The sequence below is a fragment of the Curtobacterium sp. L1-20 genome, assembly GCF_048755855.1.
Taxonomy (GTDB): Bacteria; Actinomycetota; Actinomycetes; order Actinomycetales; family Microbacteriaceae; genus Curtobacterium.
In genome coordinates this window covers 3353479-3377417 of record NZ_CP151473.1, presented here as the reverse complement: position 1 = coordinate 3377417, position 23939 = coordinate 3353479, and the positions used below count along the sequence as shown (strand labels likewise).

Below are 23939 nucleotides of genomic sequence, written 5' to 3'. Positions count from 1 at the left end.
ACCGACAGGACGGTGTCGCCGTGGGTGGAGAAGCTCGGTCCGCGCGGTCACGGTGGCCGCGCGGGAAGGCACGCCATGGAGTTCGCATCGATCCGGATCATCACCGACGACCTCGACGGGATGGTCGCGTTCTACGAGCGCGTCACGGGGACGACGGCCCGTCGCCCGGCCCCGGTGTTCGCCGAGGTCGTCACGGCCGGAGCCGTCCTCGCGCTCGCCACGCCGGCGACCGTCGCCGCGCTCGGAGCCGACGCGCCGGCGGCGAGGTCCGCGGGCTCGCTCGTCGTCGAGTTCCTCGTCGACGACGTGGACGCGTCCTACGAGCGGCTGCGCGCCGACCTCGACGACGTGGTGCTGCCGCCCACGACCATGCCGTGGGGGAACCGGTCGACCCTCTTCCGCGACCCGGACGGCACCCTCGTGAACCTGTTCAGTCGGCCCGCGTGAGCGCGTCGTCGTCCCAGGGGACCGGGGTCGTCGTGCCCTGCTCCCAGTCACGCCGCAGGACGCCGTAGCCGACCGAGGCGACGGGTCGCGCGCCCTCGACCGGCCACGCCTCGCGGTAGTGCGCCTCCTTCACCCAACCGGCGCGGACGAAGACGCGTCGCATCGCGGTGTTGTCCTCGCGCGTCTGTCCCTCGCAGCGGGTCACGTCGGGCATCGTGCGGAAGACGTGGTCGGTCACGGCGCGGAGCGCGGGGAGTCCCAGCCCCTGCCCGCGGAAGCGTCCGGCGATGCGCAGGTCGAAGAGCGGCACCGGGTCGCCGAGGTCCTCGAGCCGGACGATGCCGATCCGGCCGAGGTCGGAGTGCTCCAGCCAGGACGTGTCGTGGTCGTCGTCGCGGAAGGACCCGGAGTCGACGGCTGCCGCGGCGTCGCCGGCGCTGATGGTGCGCCGGACGTGGAACGGGAACTCCTCCCCGCTCAGGAACGCGACGAGGGCGTCACGGTCGTCGCCCGTCGGGTCCGCGCGGACGAGTCGGATGGTCGTTCGGTCGTCGTGCTGTCCCCCGGTCACGCACTCCACCGTAGTGGCGCGCTCGTCACGGACGCAGGGTGGTGGCCCACCGCGTGATCGCGTCGTACGCGTGCGCGCGGACCTCGGGCGCGGACAGGACGACGTCGTGCAGGGCACCGTGCAGGCGGCGCACGGTCACCTCGCTCCCGAGGGACAGCGCACGGTGTGCGACCACGTCGACGTTCAGGGCGACGTCCGCGTGGGTCATACCGTCGTCCCACCGGGGCTGCAGCATGCTCTTGTCGCTGAGCATGACGAGCGCCGGGACCTCGAGCCCGAGACCCGCCTCGACGGTCGCCTGCCCGTCGAACACCGCGGCGAGCCAGCCCGGGTGGAGTGGGAAGCCCCGGTCCGGCCGCCACTGCTGCTCGTACGTCCACGACCCCTCGCCGGAGGCCGAGACGGAGCGGGTGTAGAAGCCCGGGTCGACCGCCGGCAGCGGGGCGAGCGGGTTCCGCCGGGCGCCGAGCTTGATGACCGGCGCGACGAGTGCGCGACCGACGGCGTTGGCCTGGAACTCGAGCCACGGGCTGTTCAGCAGGAGTCCGTCGACGAGATCCGGGTGGCGGGCCGCCCACAGCGAGAGCGTCAGGCCACCGGTGGAGTGGCCCATCGGCACGAGACGACGGCGCGGGCCGCCGCGGTGCTCTGCCGAGATCGCGTCGAGGGCAGCGGCGATGTCCTCGTCGTACACGCTCAGGTCGTCGACGAAACCGGGGGTCTGGCGCGGGCGGAGGCTGCGACCGTACTTCCGGAGGTCGAGCGCGTGGAACCGGGCGCCGAGCGCCTCCAGCCGTTCGGCGAGCTCGACCTGGAAGAAGTAGTCGGACCAGCCGTGCACGTACAGCACGTCGACACCGTGCAGGGGGCCGTGGGCGTGGAGGAGCAGGTCGGTGGGGGAGCGGCGGCGACGGACGAGCGTGGCCACGACCGGCCCTTCGGCGTCCTCGCCCAGCGGGAGCTCGAGGCGCTCGAACGGCGCGCCGAGGACGTCCTCGCGCCACCCCGCCTGCGTCATCACCCCACCGTAGCCCGGGTGCCGTCCGTGACGAGGAAGGTCACCGAGCGGGACCGTCGCGGTCGGCGGCCGGTCGTCGACGCGCCACCGACCGCCTCGACCGCCGGCGTCATCGGCCGCAGGGCCCGAGCTCGGTAACGATCCGTACCGACTCGGACACTTCCCAGCGGACGTGCCGGAGTTCTGCGGAGGAGTCCCGGCGGTCGTCCGAACAGGACTGGGACGCTCCGGGAACCGCAGGAGCGGTGGACGGCCACGAGGGGGAGGACCACACGATGACGATCCGACGTGCAGGGGGAGCCGCGCTCGGCTTCGTGGGGGGCAGCGTGCTCGCGGGGTTGCTGGTCGGGGTCGGCGTGACGCCGGTGCTGGCGGTGGCCGGGGTCGGGACCACGTCGGCGATCGGGGTGTTCGACTCCCTGCCGGAGTACATCCGCATCGGCGAGCTGCCGCAGCGCAACGAGGTGTGGGCGAACCGCGGTGGGAAGCCGGTGCTGCTGGCGAACGTTTGGGACCAGAACCGGCAGGAGCTCCCGCTCGACCGGATCAGCGACCACCTCGAGCACGCCGCGGTCGACGGCGAGGACAGGCGCTTCTACGAGACCGGCGGGGTGGACGCGCAGTCGATGGTCCGTTCGCTCGTGAGCGTGGTCGCCGCGAAGGGGAAGGGTGGGTCCGGAGGCTCGACGCTGACGATGCAGCTCGTCCGCAACATCAAGATCCAGCAGGCGAGCGAGCTGCCGACCGAGGCTGAACGCGCCGCCGCGACCGAGGAGGCGACGGAGCGCTCCGCGAACCGGAAGCTGAGCGAGATGAAGCTCGCGATCGGGCTCGCGAAGGAGTACTCGAAGCGGGAGATCCTCGCCGCCTACCTCAACATCGCCTACTTCGGCGACCAGACCTACGGGGTGCAGGCCGCCGCGCAGCACTACTACGGCAAGGACGCGTCCGACGTCACCCCGGCCGAGGCGGCGTCGCTCATCGCGATCGTGCAGTGGCCCGAACGGCGGGACCTCTCGACGGCCGCGCACCACGCCGACAACGTCGCCCGCCGCGACGTCATCCTGCGCTCGATGCACGAGCAGGGGCACCTCACCGGAGCCGAGCTGACCGAGGCGGTCGCGTCGGAGCCGGCCGACTACGTCCGGCTCACGCCGCCGCAGCAGGGGTGCGAGGCGGTCGCTCGCGGTGCCGAGTACTTCTGCGACTTCGCGGTCCGCGTGGCGAAGGAGCTGCCGCAGCTCGGCCCGACCGAGGAACGGCGAGCGGACGCCTGGCGGACCGGCGGCTACCGCATCCAGACCACGCTCGACCTCGACCGCAACGCGGAGCAGAAGGCGCTGCTGGACCGGTACGACCCGAACACCGAGTCACGGTTCGCGCTCGGCGCGACGCTCGACACGGTCGAGGCCGGGACCGGTCGTGTGCTCACGATGGCGCAGAACACCGACTACGACCGGTCCGACGCCGCACCCGCGACCGCGACGTCGCTCAACTACGCGACCGATCGGGCGTACGGCGGCTCGAACGGCTTCCAGGTCGGTTCGACGTACAAGATGTTCACCCTGTTGCAGTGGCTCGCGTCGGGCAGGAGCCCGGACGCGATGGTGGACGGCACGCGGCACACCCAGACGACGTGGACGCAGTGCGGGCAGACCATCGAGCGCGCGTGGACGCCGAAGAACGACTCACCGGGGCAGCGGGGGATGTACTCCGTGCGGAACGCGACGGCGCAGTCCGTGAACGCCGCCTACTCGTCGATGGCGGCGCAGCTCGACCTGTGCGACATCCGCGACGTCGCCGCGCGACTCGGCGTGCACCCCGCGCGGGGCGGCGACCTGCCGGCGAACCCGGCAGCGGTGCTCGGGACGACCAGCATCGCGCCGCTGACCATGGCGGCCGCCTACGCCGGGGTCGCTGACCACGGCCGGTACTGCGCCCCCGTCGTCATCGACCAGGTGACCGACCGGCGCGGCGAGGAGCTCGGTGGTCAGCCACGGGCGTGCCGGCAGGCCGTGCCCGCGGCGGTCGCGGACACCGCGTTCGCCGTGATGGGCGGCGCGTTCCACGGCGGGACCGCGGACGGGGGACAGACCCCGGACGGGGCGACGCTCTTCGGCAAGACCGGGACGACCGACGCGGCGGACCAGATCTGGCTCGTCGGCGGGACCTCGCGCGCGGTGACGGCGTACTGGCAGGGGAACACCGACGGCGGGAAGGCGAACCTGCGCTCCCACTCCAGTGGCGAGGGCAGCTACGCCGGCACCCGCGCGGCGGTGTGGCGGCAGGCACAGACGGGGGTGAACGCGGCGCTGGCGGTCGGCTGACGCTCCGGACGTGACCCTGTGACGGACGATCGCGCCCCGCTCGGCGACGACGCGGAGCGCCGCGCGGGGCGCGCCGACCGATCGCATGACGGGAGGCGCGGTGCCAGCCGGCACCGCGCCTCCCGTCGTGCAGGACCGTCGCGTCTACGACAGCTGCTTGCTGTCCTCGAGCCAGCCAGCGAGCTTCGTCATGTAGTCGGCCTGCGACGCGTAGTCGAGGGCCGGGAAGGTCCAGCTGTGGACCTGGCCCGCCCGCAGGGCGGCGTTGTCCGCGAAGGTCGGCTGCTTCTCGAGGTCGGCGACCTGGTAGCCCTGCTGCGAGAGCAGCAGCACGTCGCCGCTGATCTGCCCGGCGTTCTCCCACGAGTAGATGCCCCAGTAGAAGCCCTTCGGCTTCGGGTCGACGAGGTCGACACCGAACGACTCGTACATCTGCAGGGTCGGCTCGTCGGCGGGGCGCGTGACGTACGCGCCGTCGCCGTCCGCGTACATGGAGACGACGGACAGGTCCTTCTCCTTCGTCACCTTCTCGAGCTCGTCACGCGCGGCGTCGAAGCGCTGCTCGGTCTTCTCGACGGTCGACTCCTTCGCCCCGAGGGACTCGGCCAGGTCCGCGATGTCCTCGATGACGTCCTCGCCCTTGCCGCCCCACTTCACCTGGGCGACCGGCGCGATGGCCTCGATCTGCTTCTCCTGCTCCTTGTCCTTGAAGCCGTAGCCGGGCTGCGTCGTGTCGAGCGTGCCCTTCTCGTCCTTCGGGTACACGGACGTCACGACGAGGTCCGGCTTCAGCGCCGCGAGCTGCTCGAGGTCGATGTCGCCGTAGCCGGTGCCGAGCTGGGCGATGCCGTCGGTGTCGAGGCCCGTGAAGCGTGCGTCCTTCGCCATGGTGAGCTGGCCGAAGGTACCGACCGGCTTCAGCCCGTACTCGACGAACGAGATGGCGATGTCGTTCAGGACCACGACGCGCTTCGGGGTGTGGTCGACCTTCACGGTGGTGCCGGTGGCGTCCTCGTAGGACCAGGCCTTGTCGGCAGCGCCGCCGGAGCCGGAGCCGGAGCTGCCGTCGTCGCCGGAGCCGTCCGCGCTGGAGCAGCCGGTGAGGAGGAGGGCCGAGACGGCCACGGAGGTCACGAGGGCGACTCGGAGGGAGCCGCGACGGGGAGTCTTCACGTTAGGAGAGGCTAACCTAAGTCAGCCGCGGTCGCCAGTACGCGCTCGGTTGCTCCGGCCCGGCCGAGGTCGTGCTCGTCCGCCTCGGGGACGATCATCGGAGCGCCCGTCACCGGGTCGGCGAGGACACGGGCGTGGAGACCGAACGCGTGCTCGAGCAGCGCCGGGGTGAGCACCTCGGCCGGTGTGCCGTCGGCTGCGACACCGCCGTCGTGCAGCACGACGAGGCGGTCCGAGTACCGCGCGGCGAGGGACAGGTCGTGCAGGACCATCACGACGGTCGACCCCTGCTCGCGGTTCAACCGTCGGACGAGCCGGAGGACCTCGAGCTGGTGCGCGAGGTCGAGGTAGGTCGTCGGCTCGTCGAGCAGCAGCGTCTCCGCCTGCTGCGCGACGACCAGCGCGATCCAGGCACGCTGCCGCTGCCCACCGGACAGGCTCGCGACGTCGCGGTGCGCGACCTCGGTCAGGCCGGTGGCGGCGATCGCCTGCTCGGCGACGTCGGCGTCGTCCGCGGTCCACGGCTTCGCCCAGGACTGGTGCGGGTTGCGGCCGCGCATCACCAGGTCGAGCACGCTCGTACCGGCCGGGGCCACGGGGGACTGGGGGAGGATCGCGAGCTTCCGCGCCACCGCACGGTTCGGCTCCTTGCGGATGGGGACGCCGTCGAGGTGGACCTCGCCCGCCTGCGGCTTGAGGACCCGGCCGAAGGCCTTGAGCAGCGTCGACTTCCCGCAGCCGTTCGCCCCGAGGAAGGTCGTCACGGTGCCCCGCTCGATCCGGAGGTCGAGGTCGGTGAGGACGGGGTGCTTGTCGTAGCCGACGGACAGGCCGCGGGCCTCGAGCACGGGGGTGACGGTCATCGGGACATCTCCTTGCGGTGACGGATGAGGAGCCAGATCAGGTACGGCGCGCCGATCACGGTGGTGATGATCCCCACCGGCACCTGCCAGGGGAACGCGGAACGCGCGAGCAGGTCGGCGGCGAGCACGAGCACGGCCCCGAGGGCCCCGGCCAGCAGCAGCGGCGGGCGGTTCGTGCCGGCCAGCCGGAGCCCGATCTGCGGCACCACGAACGCCACGAACCCGACGGGTCCGGCCGCTGCGACCGCCGCGGCGGTGAGCACGACCGCGAGCACGATCACGATGAGCCGGTGACGTTGCACGGCCAGGCCGACACCGGTCGCGACCTCGTCGCCGAGCTGCCCGATCCCGAGTGCAGCACTCGTCGCGAGTGCGAGGGGCACCGCGACCGCCGCGACGACGAGCAACGGCCAGACGCTCGACCACGACGTGCTCGACAGGCTGCCGACGAGCCACTGCGCGGCCGCCGCGGCCACGGTGATCTTCGCCCGCACGAGCAGGTAGCTGGTCACCGCGTCGAGGGTGGCGCTGACGCCGATGCCGACGAGCACGAGACGGTAGCTCTGCACGCCGCCGCGCCAGCCCAGTCCGTAGACGGCGAACGCCGCCGCGAGGGCACCGATCGTCGCCGCGACCGGGATGCCGCCGCCGAGCACGACCGACGACACCGAGTAGGTGCCGCCGCCGAGCACGATGGCGGCCACCGCGCCGACGCTCGCGCCGGAGGTCACCCCGATGATGTCCGGGGTCCCGAGCGGGTTGCGCGTGAAGGTCTGGGTGAGAGCGCCGGCGACACCGAGGGTCAGGCCGACCAGCGCGCCGGTGAGGACACGGGGGAGCCGCAGGGTCTGGACGATGAAGGCGTCCGGGCCGGTCTCGAGCCCGAGCAGGGACCGCACGACCGTCGCGGGCGCGATCCACGTCGACCCGATCGCGACGCCGAGGACGACGAGGACGAGGACGGCGCCGATCGCCCCGACCGTGTACCAGAGGACGCGGGGCCGCCAGGCGAGGCCGACGGGCCCGAGGACGATCCCGCGGCGGCCGGGGGCGGTGGTCGTGCCGGACGGCGTGCCGGTGCGGGCGGTCGGCCCGCCGGTGCCGGCGTCCGTCGTGCCGGCGCTCACAGCGACACCAGCGACCGACGGCGGGCGACCGCGACGAACACGGGCCCACCGATCACCGCGAGGACGATGCCGACCTCGACCTCCGAGAACCCGCCGATCAGGCGCCCGACGACGTCGGCGAGCAGGACGAGCGCCGCGCCCACCATCGCCGACACCGGCAGCGTCCACCGGTGGCCGGTCCCGACCAGGGCCCGGGCGACGTGCGGCACCGTGAGTCCGACGAAGCCGATCGGCCCGGCCGCCGCCGTGGCCCCCGCGGCGAGCAGGGTGATGCCGCCGAGCCCGACGAGCCGTGCGACGAGGACGTTCTCGCCGAGCCCCTTCGCGAGGTCGGTGCCGAGCCCGAGCGCGTCGAGGGCGCGCACGTTCACGACCGCGAGCACGAGGCCCGCGACGAGGAAGGGCCACACTGCGCCGAGCACGTCCAGCTGCCGTGCCGCGAGCGACCCGACGACCCAGAGCCGGTAGGCGTCGAGCGAGTCCTGGTCGGTGAGCACCACGAACGACGTGAGTGCTCCGAGGAGTGCGGACACGGCTGCGCCGGCCAGTGCCAACGGCACCGGGCTGGCGGTCCCGCTGCCGGCGATCGTCACCGAGAACACCACCACGCTCGCCACGAGCGCCCCGACGAGCGCGAACCACACCGTGGCACCGGTGCTCGTCACACCGAAGACGTACACACCGACGACGACCGCGAGGCCCGCCCCGGACGAGACGCCGAACAGCCCGGGGTCGGCGAGCGGATTGCGGGTGTGCCCCTGCATGAGGAGTCCGGCGATGCCGAGTGCCGCTCCGACCGCGGCACCGATCAGCGTCCGAGGGATGCGCGAGCCCCAGACGATCGCCTCGTCGGTGCTGCTGCCGGTGCGGGTGAGACCGGCGACCACCTGGTCGACGCCGATCCGGTTGCTGCCGAGGAGCATGCTCGCGACCGCGACGACGACGAGTACGGCGACGAGCCCGACGAGCACGAGGACCCGGCGTCGGACCGCTGCCCGGTGGACGCCGAGGGCGGCCGTCCGGTCGGGCACACGGGCGTCCGGGGTGGACGCCAGGGCGGGGGAGGGGGCTGGCACGGAAGCCATCTTAGGTTAGCCTTGCCTCATGGCGAAGACCCCGCGGCTCCTGCCCGAGAACCCCCGGCTCTTCCGTGCCCGCGTGCTCCGGACCCGGCGCCTCACGCCCTCGATCCAGCGCGTGACCGTCACCGGGGACGACCTGCACGAGTTCCCGTTCCTCGGCTTCGACCACTGGTTCCGCCTCTTCGTGCAGCGCCCGGACCAGGACGCCTTCCGGATGCCGGACCTCGACGGCAAGAAGTGGTGGCCGACGTTCCTCGCCATCCCCGAGGACGTCCGCCCGCACTGCGCGAACTACACGGTCGCGGCGTTCCGCCCCGAGGTCGCCGAACTCGACGTCGACTTCGTCGTGCACACCGGCCGCGACGGCGAGCCCGAGGGTCGCGCCGCGATCTGGGCGTGCGCCGCGCGGCCGGGCGACGCACTGGCGATGCTCGACCAGGGCTGCATCTTCGACGTGCCGGACGGCACCAGCGAGGTCGTCATCGCCGCCGAGGAGACGGGCCTTCCCGGCGTCGTGGGCATCGCCGCGTCGCTGCCGCGCGACACCGTCGGCCGCATCATCCAGGAGGTCCCGACCGCCGGCGACGTCCGCGAGCTGGACGCCCCGGCCGGCGTGACCGTGACGTGGATCATCCGCGACGAGGTCGATCCGCGGGCCGTCCCGGGGTGCGCCGCGCTCGCCGAGCTGCAGCGGTACGTCCCGTCGGACGACCGCGGCTACGCGTTCGTCGTGGGGGAGTCGACCCTCGCCACCGAGGGCCGCCGGCACCTGCACCGCGCGGGCCTGCCGAAGTCCCGGATCACCTTCTCCGGGTTCTGGAGGCACGAGACGCGCGAGCACGCGCACGTCTGAACCGGACGTGCCGTCCGGGTCGCGTCGCGACCAGGAGACGGACGGGAGGCGCGGTGCCCGCCGGCACCGCGCCTCCCGTCCGTCGTGGGGTGGCGTCAGCCCTTGAGACCGGACCCGGTCACACCCTCGACGATCTGTCGCTGGAAGATCAGGTACAGGATGATCAGCGGCAGCGCCGCCAGGATCGCCCCGGCCTGGATGTCCGCGTAGCGCTGACCGAAGCTGCCCTGGACCGTGGCGAGCCCGACCGGGATCGTCATGAGGTCCGGGTTCGACAGCACGAACAGCGGCAGCAGCAGGTTGTTCCACACACCGACGAACGTCAGGATCGTCACCGCGGCGATGACCGGACGCGACAGCGGCAGGATCACCGACCAGTAGACCTTCCAGATGCTCGCGCCGTCGATGCGCGCAGCCTCCTCGAGCTCCTTCGGGATGCCGTCGAAGAACTGCTTGAAGATGAACACCGCGATCACGGCGGGCACCTGCGGGAAGATCACCGACCAGTAGGTGTTCAGCAGGCCGACCGCGTTGAGCTCCTGGAAGATCGGGATGATCAGCACCTGTGTCGGGATCATGATCCCGAGGATGATCAGCAGGAACGCGATGTTCCGGCCGCGGAACACGAGCCGCGACAGCGCGAACGCGGCCATCGATGCGAAGAGCACCGTGAGCACGGCCGTGACCACGCTGGTGATGGCGCTCGCGAGGTACCAGTTCCAGATGTCGCCGGCGCCGAACAACGACGCGTACGAGTGCAGGGTCGGGTTCCAGTTCGACAGGATCGCGTTCGCGCCGAGGGCGGCGACGCCGTTGTCCGACAGCGACGTCTTCAGGGCGAACAGGCTCGGGATGAGCCAGATGATCGCGAACACCGTGAGGATGATCGCGGCCACCGTGTTGAAGCCCCTGCCGGAGACGCCGATCTTCGCGGCGTTCGCGGGCGCGGCGGCGGAGACGCCGTTGCGGGCCCTGGGGCGGGTGGTGATGCTCTCCGTGGCGGTCATGTCAGGCCCCGATCTCACGCTTGGCGGCAGCGCGCTCGACGAGCTGCCGGATGACCGCGATCGCGACGATCACGATGAACAGGAGCACCGACGCGGCGGATGCGGCACCGAGTCGGTTGTCGGTGAAGCCGACGCCGGTGATGAGCTGCAGCGAGACCTGGGTCGAGATGCCCGGGCCGCCGTTCGTCATCAGGTACACCTGGTCGAAGATCTTCAGGCTCGCGATGATCTGCAGCAGGATGACCAGCGTCGTCGTCCGACCGAGCAGCGGCAGCGTGATCGACTTGATCTGCTGCCAGCTCGACGCACCGTCGACGGCGGCGGCCTCGTACAGCTCGCGCGGGATCTCCTGCAGGCCCGCCAGGTACAGCACGAAGTTGAACCCGAGGGTCCACCAGACGGTGGCGATGGCGACACCGATCATCGCCGTGTTCGGGCTCGAGAGCATGCCCGATCCCGGGGTCATGCCGAGAGCCGTCTGCAGGCTCGCCCACAGACCGGTGGACGGCGTGAAGATGAACACCCAGATGAGCGAGATGGTCGCCGACGGCAGGATGAACGGCAGGAAGAACGCCAGGCGGAAGAACCACTGCCCGCGGTTCATCCGGTTCGTCAGCACGGCGAAGACGAACGCCAGGATGACGAGCGGCGGCGTCGTGTAGAGCGTGAACTGCAGCGTGTGCCAGAGCGACGACCAGAAGTCGGAGCGTCCGAGCATCTCGGCGTAGTTCGCGAACCCGGCGAAGCTGCCGAGCCCGGTGCGGACGGTCGAGGTGTTGAAGAAGCTCGAGACGATCATCCAGACCGTCGGGCCGAGCAGGAAGGCCACGTAGAACAGGCCGAACGGGGCGAGGAACAGCCAGCCGCTGCGGCCCTGGCCGCGGGTGACGCTGGTCCGGTAGGAGCGGGCCCGGCGGGGCGGGGCGGCCGCGTCCGTGGGGCGATCGAGGACAGGTGCTGTGGTCACGTCATCGTGCCTTTCGCGCGGTGTTCACGTCGTGGTGCCCGGCGGACGGACGCCGGGTCTCGTGCTGCCGGGTCACAACGGGCTCGGGGTGTCGAGGTAGGTCTGCAGCTGGCCCTTGATGGCGCTGAGCGCGCTGGCCGGGGAGGAGCTGCCCTGCTGGACGAGGGCGAGCTGGGCACCGACGATGCCCTCGAAGGTCGAACCGGAACCGCCGTACCAGGCCGCGTCGTCGAAGACCGCCGTCTCGGCCGCCGCCGCGTAGTTCGACTGCGGGGTGAGCTTCTTGTAGGCGGTGCTGTCGAACGTCGGCATGTAGGCCGGCACGTGGCCGCCCTCGGCCCAGGTCAGACTCTGCTCGAGCATCTGCTTGATGAAGAGCATGTGCGCCTTGCGCTGCTCCGGCGTGCGGTCCTTCTTCGGCAGGATGAAGGTGTGCGAGTCCGCCTGCGTGGCCGGCTTGTCGTACAGCTGCGGGATCGGCACCATGCCGAACTTCAGGCCCTTGATCGACTGGGCGGTGCTGATCTCCCACTCGCCCTGCATGAAGAACCCGGCCTTGCCGTCGAACATCAGCGACTGGGCGGTCGCGTAGTCGAGGGCCTTGTTGAGCCAGCCCTGCTTGACCCACTTCTGCGTGCGGCTCGTGACCTCGTTGTAGGCGTCCTCGTTGACGGTGAGCTTCGAGCCGCCGTCGCTGATGAAGGGTGTCGCGCCGTTGATCTGGTTGTAGAAGGTCCAGAAGTAGCGCCACGGGGTCGCCGTCTCGGGCACGACGTTCGCGACGTTGAGCGCGGTGCCGCCGGTGACCTTCGCGACCGCAGCCAGGGCGGCCTCGAAGTTCTCCATGCCGTCGAGGTCCTTGAGCTTGCCGTCGGAGTCGATCAGGCCGGCCTTCTTGCACACGTCAACGTTGTAGAAGAGCACGAAGGGGTGGGTGTCGAGCGGGATGCAGATGTTGTTGCCGTCGGTCTTCTGCGCCGTCCACGCCTTCTGGTTGAAGTCGCTGGCGCTGAGGCCGACGCTCGCCAGGTCGTCCGACGTGATCGGGTCGAGCAGGTCGCCGTCCCAGAGCGGCTTCGCCCGGGTGAGGTGCGCGATCGCGACGTCCGGCGGCTTGTTGCCGACGGTGGCCAGTGTGACCTTCGAGTAGTACGGGTTGCCCCACGCGAAGGTGGTCGCCTGCAGCGAGGACGAACCGCCGTGCTGCTTGGCGTAGCCGTCCTCCATGGTCTGCATGCGGACGCCGTCGCCGCCGCCGAAGAGGTTCCAGAAGACGAGCGTCTCCGGGTTGAGCGGGGCACCGGCGATGCCGGCGGCGAGGGGGCTCGAGCAGGCGGCGAGGGGCAGCACCGTGGCAGCAGCTGCTCCGGCTGCGAGGAGACTCCGCCGTGTGAAGGCGCCGCCTCGCGGTTGCGGGGTGGGTACGGGGATACGGTTCGGCATGGCATCACTCCATCGGGACGGGCCGAGTCGGAGCAGGGTCGGTGCTCCGTGAGCGCTCACATTAGCGCGCGTCCCGAGCGGCCGCCACTCTTTTCGTCGAGGTGTCTGCCGATCTGTGACCTTCGCGCACGGCCCCTTTCGTGTCGCGCGGAAAGCCGCTAGCGTTCTGGAGACGTGAGCGCTCACTTTGTCGACGAACGCTCGCTCCGCACCGCACGATCGAAGGAGATCCATGCCCCGCACACACCTCGTCCTGGACGCCGCGTTCACCGTGGGGCCGGTGCGACGTCGCCTGTTCGGCGGGTTCGTCGAACACCTCGGACGCCACGTCTACGACGGCATCCACGAGCCCGCGCACGAGACCGCCGACGAGCACGGATTCCGCCGTGACGTGATCGACCTCGTCAAGGAACTGAACGTCTCCGCCATCCGCTACCCGGGCGGCAACTTCGTCTCCGGCTACAAGTGGGAGGACGGCGTCGGCCCCGTCGAGCAGCGCCCGAAGCGCCTCGACCTCGCCTGGCACTCCACCGAGACCAACCAGGTCGGTCTGCACGAGTTCCAGCACTGGCTCGACCAGGTCGACTCGGAGCTCATGCTCGCCGTGAACCTCGGCACCCGTGGCACGCAGGAGGCGATCGAGCTCCTCGAGTACGCGAACATCGACGCCGGCACCGCGCTGTCCGAGTACCGCCGGTCGAACGGACGCCAGGAGCCCTTCGCCATCAAGATGTGGTGCCTCGGCAACGAGATGGACGGACCGTGGCAGCTCGGCCACAAGAACGCCGAGGACTACGGCAAGCTCGCCGCGATGACGGCCAAGGCCATGCGGCAGATCCAGCCCGACCTCGAGCTCGTCGCCTGCGGTTCCTCCGGAGCGTCGATGCCGACGTTCGGCGAGTGGGAGCGCACCGTCCTCGAGCACACCTACGACGACGTGGACTACATCTCCGCGCACGCCTACTACGAGGAGGGCGACGACCTGCCCTCGTTCCTCGCCTCCGGCGTGAACATGGACCACTTCATCAAGACGGTCACCACCGCCGCCGACCACGTGCAGGCGCAGAAGAAGTCCGACAAGCGCATCGACATCTCGTTCGACGAGTGGAACGTCTGGTCGATCTCGAAGTGGAACGAGCAGCAGAAGGAGTTCACGCTCCAGGACTGGCCGGTGGCCCCGCGCCTGCTCGAGGACGTGTACACCGTCGCGGACGCCGTCGTCGTCGGCGGCCTGCTCATCTCGCTGCTCCGCCACGCGGACCGCGTCGCCTCGGCATCGATCGCCCAGCTCGTCAACGTGATCGGCCCGATCATGACCGAGCCCGGCGGCCCGGCCTGGCGCCAGACCACGTTCTTCCCGTTCTCCCTGACCTCGAAGCTCGCCAACGGCACGTCGCTGCAGGTGAAGGCCTCCGGTGACACCGTCGACGGCGGCAAGTACGGCGAGGTCCCCGTGGTCGACTCGGCCGCCACAGTGTCGGACGACGGCGCCGCGGTGTTCCTCGTCAACCGCCACCCGTCGGAGTCCACCACGGTGACGATCGACCTGGCCGGCCTGTCGGTCGACGGGGACGTCCGGGCCGAGGGTGTCTGGGACGACGACCTCCACGCGGTGAACGACCTGTCGAACACGGAGCGCGTCGGCCTCCGCACGAACGACACCGTCCGCCGCGAGGGTGACACCATCACGATCGAGCTGCCGCCGGTCTCCTGGACCGCCGTGTCGATCGGCTGAGACGCCTCGGCGCACGCTGCGGCGGGCGTCGAGTGAGCACAGAGGGCGTCGGGTCGCTTCGCGGTCCGGCGCCCTCTGCTGTGCGCTGGCGCTGGCGGCGGGCGGGCTGGCGGGCCGGCATCGGCGCGCCGACCGGCTGGCGTCGGCGCGAGTCTCGGCTCTGCGGACACTTTCGTGCCCCGGCGGCGCGAGTTCTGTCCGCGAGGCCGAGTCTCGGCGCACGCGAGCGGGCACGCGCGGCACATGCGCGCGGCCTGGCGCGCGGCACACGGGCGCGGCGCGCGGCCTGCGGCTCGCGGCGTCCGGCCCGCGGTCAGCCCTGCGGCGGCGTGCAGCGCACCGCACGGGCGCGCCAGCTGATCTCGTCGACGAACGCGGTCGTGTCCGGGCCGAGCGGGTCGTCGGCGGCGTCCTCGATCAGGATCCCCAGCGCCGGCGCCAGCAGGAACGAGGTGGTGGTCGAGCTGCCGAAGGCGTCGACGGTGGGGACCGCGACCGTGTCAGCGAGTCCGGCGTGCGCGAGGGCCGCCGCGTAGTCGAGGACCGCGTCGGCCGCCTCGTCGGTGGTGAGTACGGCGGTGAGCCCGTAGACGATGTTCTTCATGATCCGTCAGCCGTGGTGGAGGAGTGAGGGCGACTCTGGTCGTACTCCGGAGACACGGTGGCGTCGCATACCCGAGGCCGGACAGCGAACCGGCACGTCGTGCACGGTACGCCGCGGTCGCTGGGCGTGTCAGCCCACCGGCGCAGTGCACGCCGCGCCCCGTGCCGGCCCGCGTCCCCCCGGGACACGCCGTGCCGGCGCACGTCCCACCGGGGCACGCCTCGCCGACGCACGTCCCCCGGGACACGCCGTACCGGACGTCAGGTCGGCGGCGCCGCCGTGCTCGCGCGTTCCACCAACCGCACCGGCACCAGGTCGGCGGCCGCCCGCACCGGCTCTCCGGCGATCTGCGCGAGCAGGTTCGTCACGGCGCGACGTCCGACCTCGTCGAAGGACTGGTGGACGGTGGTGAGCGGCGGCCAGAACGAGTCGGACTCGGGGGAGTCGTCGAACCCGACCACGCTGAGCGTCTCCGGGACCGCGCGGCCGAGCTCGTGTGCGGCCCGGAGCACCCCGAGCGCGGTCTGGTCGTTCGCGGCGAACACGGCGGTGATCTCGGGCCGGCCGGCGATGGAGCGGCCGGCGCGGTAGCCGGACTCGGCGCTCCACCCGCCGTGGAAGACCGGGGGGACGGGACGGCCTGCGGCCTCGAGCGTCGACCGCCACGCGGCGAGCCGTCGGGCGGCGGAGTACGAGGAGGTCGGGCCGGCGACGTGCCAGACGGTCTCGTGGCCGAGGTCGAGCAGGTGCTGCGTCGCCTGGCGTGCACCGTCGGCCTGGTCGGTGTCGATCGCGGGGTGCTGTGTCGTGCCGGTGGAGTCGACGACGACCATCGGTACGCCGTCGGGCAGGGCGACCTCGGCCGTGTCGATGATGTGCGACTCGATGATGATGACGACGCCGTCGACCGCCTGTTCGTGCAGGCGGGAGAACGCGGACCGGACGCCTTCCTCCGTGCGCGATGCCATCGGCAGCAGCGTGATGGTGAAGTCGGCTGCCCCGGCGGCGTCGGCGATCGCTTCGAGGGTGCGCATGTTGCCGTACGAGGCGAGCGTGAACATGATCACGCCGATGGTGCGGAACCGGCCGGAGCGCAGGGCGCGTGCGGCGCGGTTCGGGCGGTAGCCGAGGTCGTCCATCACGCGCTGGACACGGTCGCGGGTGTCCGGCGAGACGTTGTCGAAGCCGCGGGCGACGCGCGAGACGGTCTGCATGGAGACCCCGGCGGCCTCGGCCACGGCAGCCATCGAGGGGGAGCGGCGCGCGGCGGCCGACAGCTCGGTGGTCACGGGCGCCCCTTCCGTCCTGGACCGGGCGTCTGCGTCCGGTCTCGGCCGGGATGCGAACCCGGCGTCCCCCGCACGCTAGCGCATGTTGACGTTGCCATGCTATCGTCGCGACGGTCGATGTTGACGTCAACATCGACTGGTCAGACCGCAGCAGGACAAAGGAGTTCCATGAGCACGCTCGAAGCGCGCCCGGCCGGTGCCACCACACCGACCGCGTCACCGCGCCGCCGCGCCAAGCCGCGCGGCCGCTTCACCGGCTGGCTCTTCGTCGGCCCCTTCGTCGTCGTCCTCGTCGCGATGCTCATCGTCCCGATCGGCTACGCGCTCTGGCTGAGCCTGTTCCGCGACCAGCTCATCGGCGGCAACCAGTTCGTCTGGTTCGCCAACTACGTCCAGCTCTTCCAGGACGCCAAGTTCTGGTCCGGCCTCGGTCGCGTCGCGCTCTTCCTCGTCGTGCAGGTGCCGATCATGCTCGGCCTGGCGCTCGTCGCCGCCCTCGCCCTCGACAGCGCCCGGCTCTGGGGCACGTCGTTCTTCCGCATCGCGGTGTTCCTGCCGTACGCGGTCCCCGGCGTCGTCGCCGCGCTCATCTGGGGCTTCATCTACGGCAACCAGTTCGGCCTCACCGGTACCGCGAACGCGGCGCTCGGGATCGACCTGCTGCAGCCGTTCAGCCCGGACTGGGTGCTCACCTCGATCGGCAACGTGGTCACGTGGGAGTTCCTCGGCTACAACATGCTGATCTTCTACGCCGCCCTCCGCGTCGTCCCCAGCGACCTGTACGAGGCGGCCGAGCTCGACGGTGCCGGCCCGCTGCGCACCGTGTTCTCGATCAAGCTCCCGGCCCTCCGCGGCCCGATGGTCATCGCGACGATCTTCTCGATCATCGGCAGCTTCCAGCTCTTCAACGAGCCGAACCTGCTCAAGACCCTGGCCCCGAACGTCATCGGCAGCGCCTTCACCCCGAACATGTACGCCTACTCGCTGTCCTTCAGCGGACAGCAGTTCAACTACTCCGCGACCGTCGCCATCGTGATGGGCGTCATCACCGCCGTGATCGCCTACGTCGTCCAGGTCCGCGGAACCCGCCAGGAGAACCGATGAGCACCCTGCAGCAACCAGCCGCCGGCGCGACCGCGCCGGCCACGGTCACCGAGGCGACCACGACGCAGCGCGAGCCGCGCGAGCGGGCGACCCGCGCCTCCCGGCTGCGCACCCGCAAGCCGGTGGACGGGCGCAAGGTCAAGCGTTCCGGTCTCCTCACCGCGGTGATGGTCGTGTTCGTCGTCTACTCGTTCGCGCCGCTGTTCTACCTGCTCGTCAACAGCACGAAGACCCAGGCGTCGCTGCTGTCGACGTTCGGTCTGTGGTTCGGCGGGAAGTTCAACCTCTGGCAGAACATCGTCGACACGCTGACGTACAACGACGGCATCTTCGTGCAGTGGCTCGGCAACACGCTGCTCTACGTCGTCGTCGGGGCCGGCGGGGCGACCCTGCTCGCCACCGTCGCCGGCTACGGCATGGCGAAGTTCCAGTTCGTCGGCCGGCGCGCGGTCTTCGCGGTCGTGCTCGGCGCGATCGCGGTCCCCGGCACCGCCCTCGCGGTCCCGACCTTCCTGCTGTTCTCGCAGTTCGGCCTGACCAACACCCCGTGGGCGATCATCCTGCCCTCGCTGATCAGCCCGTTCGGCATGTACCTCATCTGGACGTACGCGGTGGACGCGATCCCCGCCGAGCTCCTCGAGGCCGCCCGCATGGACGGCGCCGGTGAGTTCCGGATCTTCTTCACCATCGCGCTCCGCCTGCTCGCGCCCGGCGTCGTCACCGTCCTGCTCTTCGCGGTCGTCGCCACCTGGAACAACTACTTCCTGCCGCTCATCATGCTGAGCGACCCGAAGTGGTACCCGCTCACGGTCGGCCTCAACCAGTGGAACGCCCAGGCCACGGGCTCCGGCGCGCAGCCGATCTACAACCTCGTCGTCACCGGATCGCTCCTCACGATCATCCCGATCGTGGTCGCGTTCCTCTTCCTCCAGCGCTTCTGGCAGTCCGGCCTCGCGGCCGGGTCCGTCAAGGCCTGATCCCACCACCCGACCGGCGGTCGCGAGACCGCTCGACCCCGCCACCCGACCGGCGGTCCGACGTCCGGACCACCCGGCCTGGAGGCACGGTGCACGCCCGCCACGGGCGCCGCCACCGCAGACCCACAGCAGCACCTCCCAACACGAAGAAGTGAAAGGCACCCCATGAACACCAGGCTCCGGCGCGGACTCAGCGCCCTCGCCATCGGCGTCACCGCCGCCATCGCCCTGGCCGCGTGCGCCTCCGGCGGCTCGTCGTCCGGCGGCTCCTCGGACGACATCGACAAGGCGCTCAAGGACGGCGGGACGCTGACCTACTGGTCGTGGACCCCCTCCGCGAAGGACCAGGTCGCCGCGTTCGAGAAGGCCTACCCCAAGGTGAAGGTCAAGCTCGTCAACGCCGGTACCGGCGCCGACCAGTACACGAAGCTGCAGAACACGATCAAGGCCGGCTCGGGCGCCCCCGACGTCGCACAGGTCGAGTACTACGCACTGCCGCAGTTCGCCCTGTCCGACTCGCTCCTCGACCTGTCGTCGTACGGCTTCGGCTCGCTCGAGGACCAGTTCGCGAAGAGCACCTGGAGCTCGGTCTCCATGGACGGCAAGATCTACGGCCTGCCGCAGGACTCCGGCCCCATGGCGCTGTTCTACAACAAGAAGGTCTTCGACGAGCACGACATCGCCGTGCCGAAGACGTGGGACGAGTACGTCGCCGCGGCGAAGAAGCTGCACGAGGCGGACCCGAAGGCGTACATCGCCGCGGACTCCGGCGATGCCGGCTTCACCACGAGCATGATCGCCCAGGCCGGTGGCACCCCGTTCACCACCAAGGGCGACAAGGTGACCATCAACCTCGAGGACGCCGGCACGAAGAAGTGGACCGCGACGTGGGACCAGCTCGTCGAGCAGGGCCTGCTGTCCAAGACGGTCGGCTGGAGCGACGACTGGTACAAGCAGCTCGGCAACGGCGAGATCGCCACGCTGATCACCGGCGCATGGATGCCCGGCAACCTCGAGGCGAGCGTCGCGGACGCGTCCGGTGACTGGCGCGTCGCCCCGATGCCGACCTACGACGGCGGCTCGGCCCAGACCGCGAACAACGGCGGCAGCGCCGAGGCCGTGATGAAGCAGACGAAGAACCCGGCCCTCGCCGCCGGCTTCCTCAAGTGGCTGAACTCGTCCAAGGAGTCGACGAAGGTCTTCATGCAGTCCGGCGGGTTCCCGTCGACCACGGCCGACCTCGAGTCGACCTCGTTCCTCGACGAGAAGCCGGCGTACTTCGGCGGCCAGCAGATCAACAAGGTGCTCGTCGACGCGTCGAAGTCCTCGGACAACGACTTCACGTACCTGCCGTACCAGGTGTACGCGAACAGCGTCTACGCCGACACCGTGGGCCAGTCCTACGAGAACGGCACCTCGCTCGAGAGCGGGCTCGCCGCCTGGCAGAAGGCACTCGTGAAGTACGGCAAGGACCAGGGCTTCACCGTCTCGTCCAAGTAGTACCGGCACCCACTCCCCGGGGTCGTGCGGACACCGTCCGCACGACCCCGCTGTCCGGAAGGGACATCTCATGCGATTCGCCATCGGCGACACCGACTTCCTGCTCGACGGCGAGCCGCACCGGGTCCTGTCCGGCGCGATCCACTACTTCCGCGTGCACCCCGACCTCTGGGCCGACCGGATCCGCAAGGCGAAGCTGATGGGGCTCAACACCGTCGAGACCTACGTCGCGTGGAACGCGCACGCACCGTCGCCCGACGTCTTCGACCTGAGCGGCGGCCTCGACCTCGGGCGCTTCCTCGACCTCGTCGCCGCGGAGGGCATGCACGCCATCGTCCGCCCCGGGCCGTACATCTGCGCCGAGTGGACCAACGGCGGGCTGCCGTACTGGCTCTTCGCGGACGGCACCGTCGGCGTCCGTCGCGACGAACCGGGCTTCCTGTCCGCCGTGCAGCGGTACCTCGAGCAGCTCGCACCGGTCCTCGTCCCACGGCAGATCGACCAGGGCGGGCCGATCGTGCTCGTGCAGGTCGAGAACGAGTACGGCGCGTACGGCTCGGACCCCGTGTACCTGTCGAAGCTCGAGCAGATGCACCGCTCGATCGGGCTGACCGTCCCGTTCACGAGCGTCGACCAGCCGATGGGCAGCATGCTCGAGGACGGTTCGCTTCCGACGCTGCACAGGACCGGGTCGTTCGGCTCCCGCTCGACCGAACGGCTCGCGCGGCTGCGGCAGGCGCAGCCCACCGGCCCGCTCATGTGCTCGGAGTTCTGGGACGGCTGGTTCGACAGCTGGGGCGAGCACCACCACACCACCTCGGCTGCGGACAGTGCCGCCGACCTCGACGTCCTGCTCGCCGCCGGCGGCTCCGTCAACATCTACATGTTCCACGGCGGCACGAACTTCGGCTTCACGAACGGCGCGAACGACAAGGGCGTGTACCGACCGATCGCGACGTCCTACGACTACGACGCGCCCCTCGACGAGGCGGGCCGACCGACCGCGAAGTTCCACGCCTTCCGCGAGGTGATCGCGCGCTACGCGCCGGTCCCGCCACTGCCCGCGTCGATGCGGCCCGGTGGGTCCGGTCACCTCGACGAGTCGGCCGACCCGGGTGCCGGTCGGGAGGCGCGGGTCGACCCCGCCACGGACGTCGCGGTCCGGCTCGACCGCGTCGCGTCCCTCCGCTCCCTGCTGCCCGCGCTGACCGACTGGTCGGCCCACGACACCCCGCCCACCTTCGACGCCCTCGGGGCCGCGTCCGGCTTCGTGCTCTACCGGACCGAGGTGGACCTGCCCTCCGGCGGCGTGCTGACCGTCGGCGAGGAGGTCCGCGACCGCGCGGTCGTCAGCGTCGCCGGCACGGTCGTCGGCGTCCTGGAGCGCGAGCAGCACGACCGCGCGATCGCCCTGCCGCCGGTGACCGGCACGCTGGAACTGCTCGTCGAGGACCAGGGTCGCGTCGACTACGGTCCGCGCATCGGCGAGCCGAAGGGGCTCGTCGGCGGCGTGGCCGTCGACGGGGTGCCGCTCGAACGGTGGACGGCGTCGCCGCTCGCCCTCGACCCGATCGCACCCGCGGCGCTCTCGGTGCTGGGCGCGATCGAGTCGACCGACGGCGACGAGCTCGCCGGGCCGGTCGTCGCGGCGGGGTCATTCGACCTCGCGGTGCCGGGGGACCGGTACCTGTCGCTCGACGGCTTCCGGAAGGGCGTCGCCTGGGTGAACGGGTTCTGCCTCGGCCGCTACTGGTCGCGGGGTCCGCAGAAGACCCTGGCCGTGCCGGGCCCGGTGCTCCGCGCGGGTCGGAACGAGCTCGTCGTGCTCGAGCTCCACGCGTCCGCCTCGCGCACGGCGTGCCTGCTGGTCGAGCCTGACCTGGGGCACACCGAGGCCTGACGCCCGGAACCCGGCGCGGTCACACCGCGCGGGCGTCCGCCCACGCGCGGACCTGCAGGAGGCCGGCACGCCGCCACCGCCAGTACCGGGCGAACACCGTGCCGTCGTCCTCGTACGCCGGGGTCAGCACCCAGAGTTGTCGGCGGTGCTCGACGTCGTGTTCGTCGCGCCACTCGACGAACGCGTCGTCGAGGACCGCTCTGATGCCCGACCGTGGCGCCCGCCAGGACACGAGGAACCCGACGTACTCCAGACGGTCGTCGGTCATCCGGATCCCGACGCGCGGCAGACGGACCGAGACGACGGTCCCGACCGCGACGAACGCGGCACCCAGCACGAAGCAGAAGACCCGCGCCGAGGCTCCGGGGACGAACGCGACCGACGCCACGGCGATCCCGGTCCCGATGCCGACCGGGCCGAAGGCGACGACGAACAGGACACGGTCGAGGCGCGGAGGTCGCACGACCGTGGTCACGTCGGCCCGTCCAGGGCGTCGAGGTCGGCCAGTGCCTGCCGGGCGTCGGCGACGCGGTCGGCCTCGGGCCGCTCCCACCACTCGAACCCGCGTTCGCCGAGGCCGTGCTTGGCCAGACCGTTCCGGTGCCGTGCGGCGGCGAGGGCGTCCTCGTCGCCCGACTGCTTCGCCCGCTTCACCGCGTTGCGACCGCGGCCGAGGTGCGACCGGAGCGCTGCCGCGACGTCCTCGGGCAACGCCGGGTCCGTGCGGCGCCAGCGTCGGCCGTCCATGACGAAGAAGTGGTCGTCGGGCTCGGCGGTCATGTGCTCGAGTCTGCACCGTCGGTGGTGCCGGGTAGACAGGGATCGATGACCGAAGCGCGCACCCGCCCGATGCTCGACGTCCGACGGATCTACGCCGAGCCGGCGGCACTCGAGCTCGCGCGCGGGCAGGAGGTCGTCGGGCGGTGGCCCGACGCCGAGATCGTGCCGGTCGAGTCGCACTGGAACATCCCCGAGGTGCACGGCGACGAGCGCAACGTGCAGCGCTGGGTGCGGATCAAGACCGAGGCGCTGGTGCTCGGCGTCAAGAAGTCGCTCGTCACGCGGCCGAACGGTCGCTCCGCGGACTTCATCGCCCCGTCGACCGCGAACGGCTGTGCCATGGCGTGCGCGTACTGCTACGTGCCGCGGCGCAAGGGCTACTCGAACCCGGTCACGGTCTTCGCGAACATCGAGCAGATCACGAAGCACGTCGCGCGGAACATCGCCAAGCAGGGCCCGAAGACCGATCCGAACCAGTGCGACCCGGACGCGTGGGTCTACGACATCGGCGAGAACAGCGACTGCTCGGTCGACGCGATGATCAGCGACAACGTGCGCGACCTCTGCGACCTCTTCCGGATGAGCCCGACGGCGAAGGCCTCGTTCGCGACGAAGTACGTCAACCGTGACCTGCTGGACTGGGACCCGATGGGGCGCACCCGCATCCGGTTCTCGCTGATGCCCCACGAGACCGCGAAGGTGACCGACATCCGCACCTCGCCGATCGCCGAGCGGCTGGCCGCGGTGAACGACTTCGTCGACGCCGGGTACGAGGTCCACCTCAACTTCTCGCCGGTGATCCTCACGCCGACGTGGGAGGCCGACTGGGCCGAGCTGCTCCGCCAGGCTGACGACGTCCTGTCGCCGGCCGCCAAGGCGCAGCTCGCGGCCGAGGTCATCTTCCTCACGCACAACCAGCCTCTGCACGAGGTCAACCTCGGGTGGCACCCGAAGGCCGAGGACCTGCTCTGGCGCCCCGACCTGCAGGAGCAGAAGGTCTCGCAGAACGGTGCCGTGAACGTCCGGTACCGCTCGGGCATGAAGGGCCAGCTCGTCGAACGCTTCCGCGAACTCGTCGCGGAGCACCTGCCGTCGTGTCGGATCCGCTACGCCTTCTGACCGGACGGACGAGGGCGACCGGCCGGTCGCCCCGGGCGAGGAGTCCTCCGCCG

Annotated in this window: 22 protein-coding genes; 9 read left to right on the top strand and 13 right to left on the bottom strand. The window is 71.0% G+C overall.

The genetic code is table 11. The features are described 5' to 3' along the window. The first annotated feature begins 75 nt into the window (after positions 1 to 75). Positions 76 to 447: a VOC family protein gene (locus AAEP86_RS17350; RefSeq protein ID WP_420368522.1), complete on the top strand. Its 372-nt coding sequence runs from the start codon at positions 76 to 78 to the stop codon at positions 445 to 447. On the opposite strand, the gene AAEP86_RS17345 is transcribed toward AAEP86_RS17350, so the two are convergent. Further along, positions 431 to 1018 carry a GNAT family N-acetyltransferase gene (locus AAEP86_RS17345; protein WP_420368521.1) on the bottom strand — a complete coding sequence of 196 codons (588 nt, stop codon included), beginning with the start codon at positions 1016 to 1018 and terminating at the stop codon, positions 431 to 433. The two genes, AAEP86_RS17350 and AAEP86_RS17345, sit on opposite strands and share 17 nt — an antisense overlap. Positions 1019 to 1043: 25 nt before the next feature. Beyond that, a complete protein-coding gene (locus tag AAEP86_RS17340; protein ID WP_420368520.1) occupies positions 1044 to 2036 on the bottom strand; it encodes an alpha/beta hydrolase in 993 nt (330 codons plus the stop codon). Positions 2037 to 2311: 275 nt separating this feature from the next. Between AAEP86_RS17340 and AAEP86_RS17335 the strand changes: the two genes are divergently transcribed. Further along, positions 2312 to 4363: a transglycosylase domain-containing protein gene (locus tag AAEP86_RS17335; protein ID WP_420368519.1), complete on the top strand. Its 2052-nt coding sequence runs from the start codon at positions 2312 to 2314 to the stop codon at positions 4361 to 4363. A 144-nt stretch (positions 4364 to 4507) separates the two neighbouring features. Here the strand turns inward: AAEP86_RS17335 and AAEP86_RS17330 are convergent, their stop codons facing one another. From AAEP86_RS17330 to AAEP86_RS17315, 4 genes are read right to left on the bottom strand one after another with little or no spacing between them, the layout of a single operon-like run. Further along, on the bottom strand, positions 4508 to 5536 hold the full coding sequence (locus AAEP86_RS17330) for an ABC transporter substrate-binding protein (protein WP_420368518.1): 1029 nt from the start codon (positions 5534 to 5536) through the stop codon (positions 4508 to 4510). An 11-nt stretch (positions 5537 to 5547) separates the two neighbouring features. Continuing rightward, the gene (locus AAEP86_RS17325; RefSeq protein ID WP_420368517.1) at positions 5548 to 6399 is read right to left on the bottom strand and encodes an ABC transporter ATP-binding protein; all 852 of its coding nucleotides are present in this window, start codon (positions 6397 to 6399) and stop codon (positions 5548 to 5550) included. Then, positions 6396 to 7526 carry a FecCD family ABC transporter permease gene (locus AAEP86_RS17320; RefSeq protein WP_420368516.1) on the bottom strand — a complete coding sequence of 377 codons (1131 nt, stop codon included), beginning with the start codon at positions 7524 to 7526 and terminating at the stop codon, positions 6396 to 6398. Before AAEP86_RS17320 ends, AAEP86_RS17325 begins: the two co-directional genes overlap by 4 nt. Beyond that, positions 7523 to 8611 (bottom strand): FecCD family ABC transporter permease, encoded by a 1089-nt coding sequence (locus AAEP86_RS17315; protein WP_420368515.1) that lies wholly within the window; start codon positions 8609 to 8611, stop codon positions 7523 to 7525. Before AAEP86_RS17315 ends, AAEP86_RS17320 begins: the two co-directional genes overlap by 4 nt. Positions 8612 to 8630: 19 nt before the next feature. Here AAEP86_RS17315 and AAEP86_RS17310 point away from each other — a divergent pair, with 19 nt between their 5' ends. After that, positions 8631 to 9461, top strand: a complete 831-nt coding sequence (locus tag AAEP86_RS17310) for a siderophore-interacting protein (protein WP_420368514.1) — start codon at positions 8631 to 8633, stop codon at positions 9459 to 9461. Between the two features lie 95 nt (positions 9462 to 9556). Here AAEP86_RS17310 and AAEP86_RS17305 read toward each other — a convergent pair whose 3' ends face one another. The 3 genes from AAEP86_RS17305 to AAEP86_RS17295 form a co-directional block, all read right to left on the bottom strand. Next, complete coding sequence (locus AAEP86_RS17305; RefSeq protein WP_420368513.1) at positions 9557 to 10468, bottom strand: carbohydrate ABC transporter permease; 912 nt, start codon at positions 10466 to 10468, stop codon at positions 9557 to 9559. A gap of 1 nt (position 10469) precedes the next feature. After that, positions 10470 to 11435: a carbohydrate ABC transporter permease gene (locus tag AAEP86_RS17300; RefSeq protein WP_420368512.1), complete on the bottom strand. Its 966-nt coding sequence runs from the start codon at positions 11433 to 11435 to the stop codon at positions 10470 to 10472. A gap of 72 nt (positions 11436 to 11507) precedes the next feature. Further along, positions 11508 to 12878 (bottom strand): extracellular solute-binding protein, encoded by a 1371-nt coding sequence (locus tag AAEP86_RS17295; RefSeq protein WP_420368511.1) that lies wholly within the window; start codon positions 12876 to 12878, stop codon positions 11508 to 11510. Positions 12879 to 13110: 232 nt separating this feature from the next. On the opposite strand from AAEP86_RS17295, the gene AAEP86_RS17290 reads away from it, so the two are divergent. Further along, positions 13111 to 14613: an alpha-N-arabinofuranosidase gene (locus tag AAEP86_RS17290; protein WP_420368510.1), complete on the top strand. Its 1503-nt coding sequence runs from the start codon at positions 13111 to 13113 to the stop codon at positions 14611 to 14613. A gap of 313 nt (positions 14614 to 14926) precedes the next feature. Here the strand turns inward: AAEP86_RS17290 and AAEP86_RS17285 are convergent, their stop codons facing one another. Together AAEP86_RS17285 and AAEP86_RS17280 are read right to left on the bottom strand one after the other, a co-directional pair. Then, positions 14927 to 15217: a hypothetical protein gene (locus tag AAEP86_RS17285; protein WP_420368509.1), complete on the bottom strand. Its 291-nt coding sequence runs from the start codon at positions 15215 to 15217 to the stop codon at positions 14927 to 14929. Between the two features lie 260 nt (positions 15218 to 15477). Then, a complete protein-coding gene (locus AAEP86_RS17280; RefSeq protein WP_420370525.1) occupies positions 15478 to 16464 on the bottom strand; it encodes a LacI family DNA-binding transcriptional regulator in 987 nt (328 codons plus the stop codon). A gap of 210 nt (positions 16465 to 16674) precedes the next feature. On the opposite strand from AAEP86_RS17280, the gene AAEP86_RS17275 reads away from it, so the two are divergent. From AAEP86_RS17275 to AAEP86_RS17260, 4 genes are all read left to right on the top strand, one after another. Then, the gene (locus AAEP86_RS17275; RefSeq protein WP_420368508.1) at positions 16675 to 17610 is read left to right on the top strand and encodes a carbohydrate ABC transporter permease; all 936 of its coding nucleotides are present in this window, start codon (positions 16675 to 16677) and stop codon (positions 17608 to 17610) included. Next, positions 17607 to 18587, top strand: a complete 981-nt coding sequence (locus tag AAEP86_RS17270; protein WP_420368507.1) for a carbohydrate ABC transporter permease — start codon at positions 17607 to 17609, stop codon at positions 18585 to 18587. The genes AAEP86_RS17275 and AAEP86_RS17270 overlap by 4 nt, the downstream gene beginning before the upstream one ends. A gap of 165 nt (positions 18588 to 18752) precedes the next feature. After that, a complete protein-coding gene (locus tag AAEP86_RS17265) occupies positions 18753 to 20087 on the top strand; it encodes an ABC transporter substrate-binding protein (RefSeq protein ID WP_420368506.1) in 1335 nt (444 codons plus the stop codon). Between the two features lie 70 nt (positions 20088 to 20157). Further along, positions 20158 to 21987 (top strand): glycoside hydrolase family 35 protein, encoded by a 1830-nt coding sequence (locus AAEP86_RS17260; protein WP_420368505.1) that lies wholly within the window; start codon positions 20158 to 20160, stop codon positions 21985 to 21987. 19 nt (positions 21988 to 22006) lie between these two features. On the opposite strand, the gene AAEP86_RS17255 is transcribed toward AAEP86_RS17260, so the two are convergent. Then, positions 22007 to 22462, bottom strand: coding sequence for a hypothetical protein (locus AAEP86_RS17255; protein WP_420368504.1), 456 nt, complete (start codon positions 22460 to 22462; stop codon positions 22007 to 22009). Then, a complete protein-coding gene (locus AAEP86_RS17250) occupies positions 22459 to 22767 on the bottom strand; it encodes a biopolymer transporter Tol (protein ID WP_420368503.1) in 309 nt (102 codons plus the stop codon). The genes AAEP86_RS17255 and AAEP86_RS17250 overlap by 4 nt, the downstream gene beginning before the upstream one ends. A 45-nt stretch (positions 22768 to 22812) precedes the next feature. Between AAEP86_RS17250 and AAEP86_RS17245 the strand changes: the two genes are divergently transcribed. Then, a complete protein-coding gene (locus AAEP86_RS17245; RefSeq protein WP_420368502.1) occupies positions 22813 to 23886 on the top strand; it encodes a spore photoproduct lyase family protein in 1074 nt (357 codons plus the stop codon). Positions 23887 to 23939 lie beyond the last annotated feature (53 nt).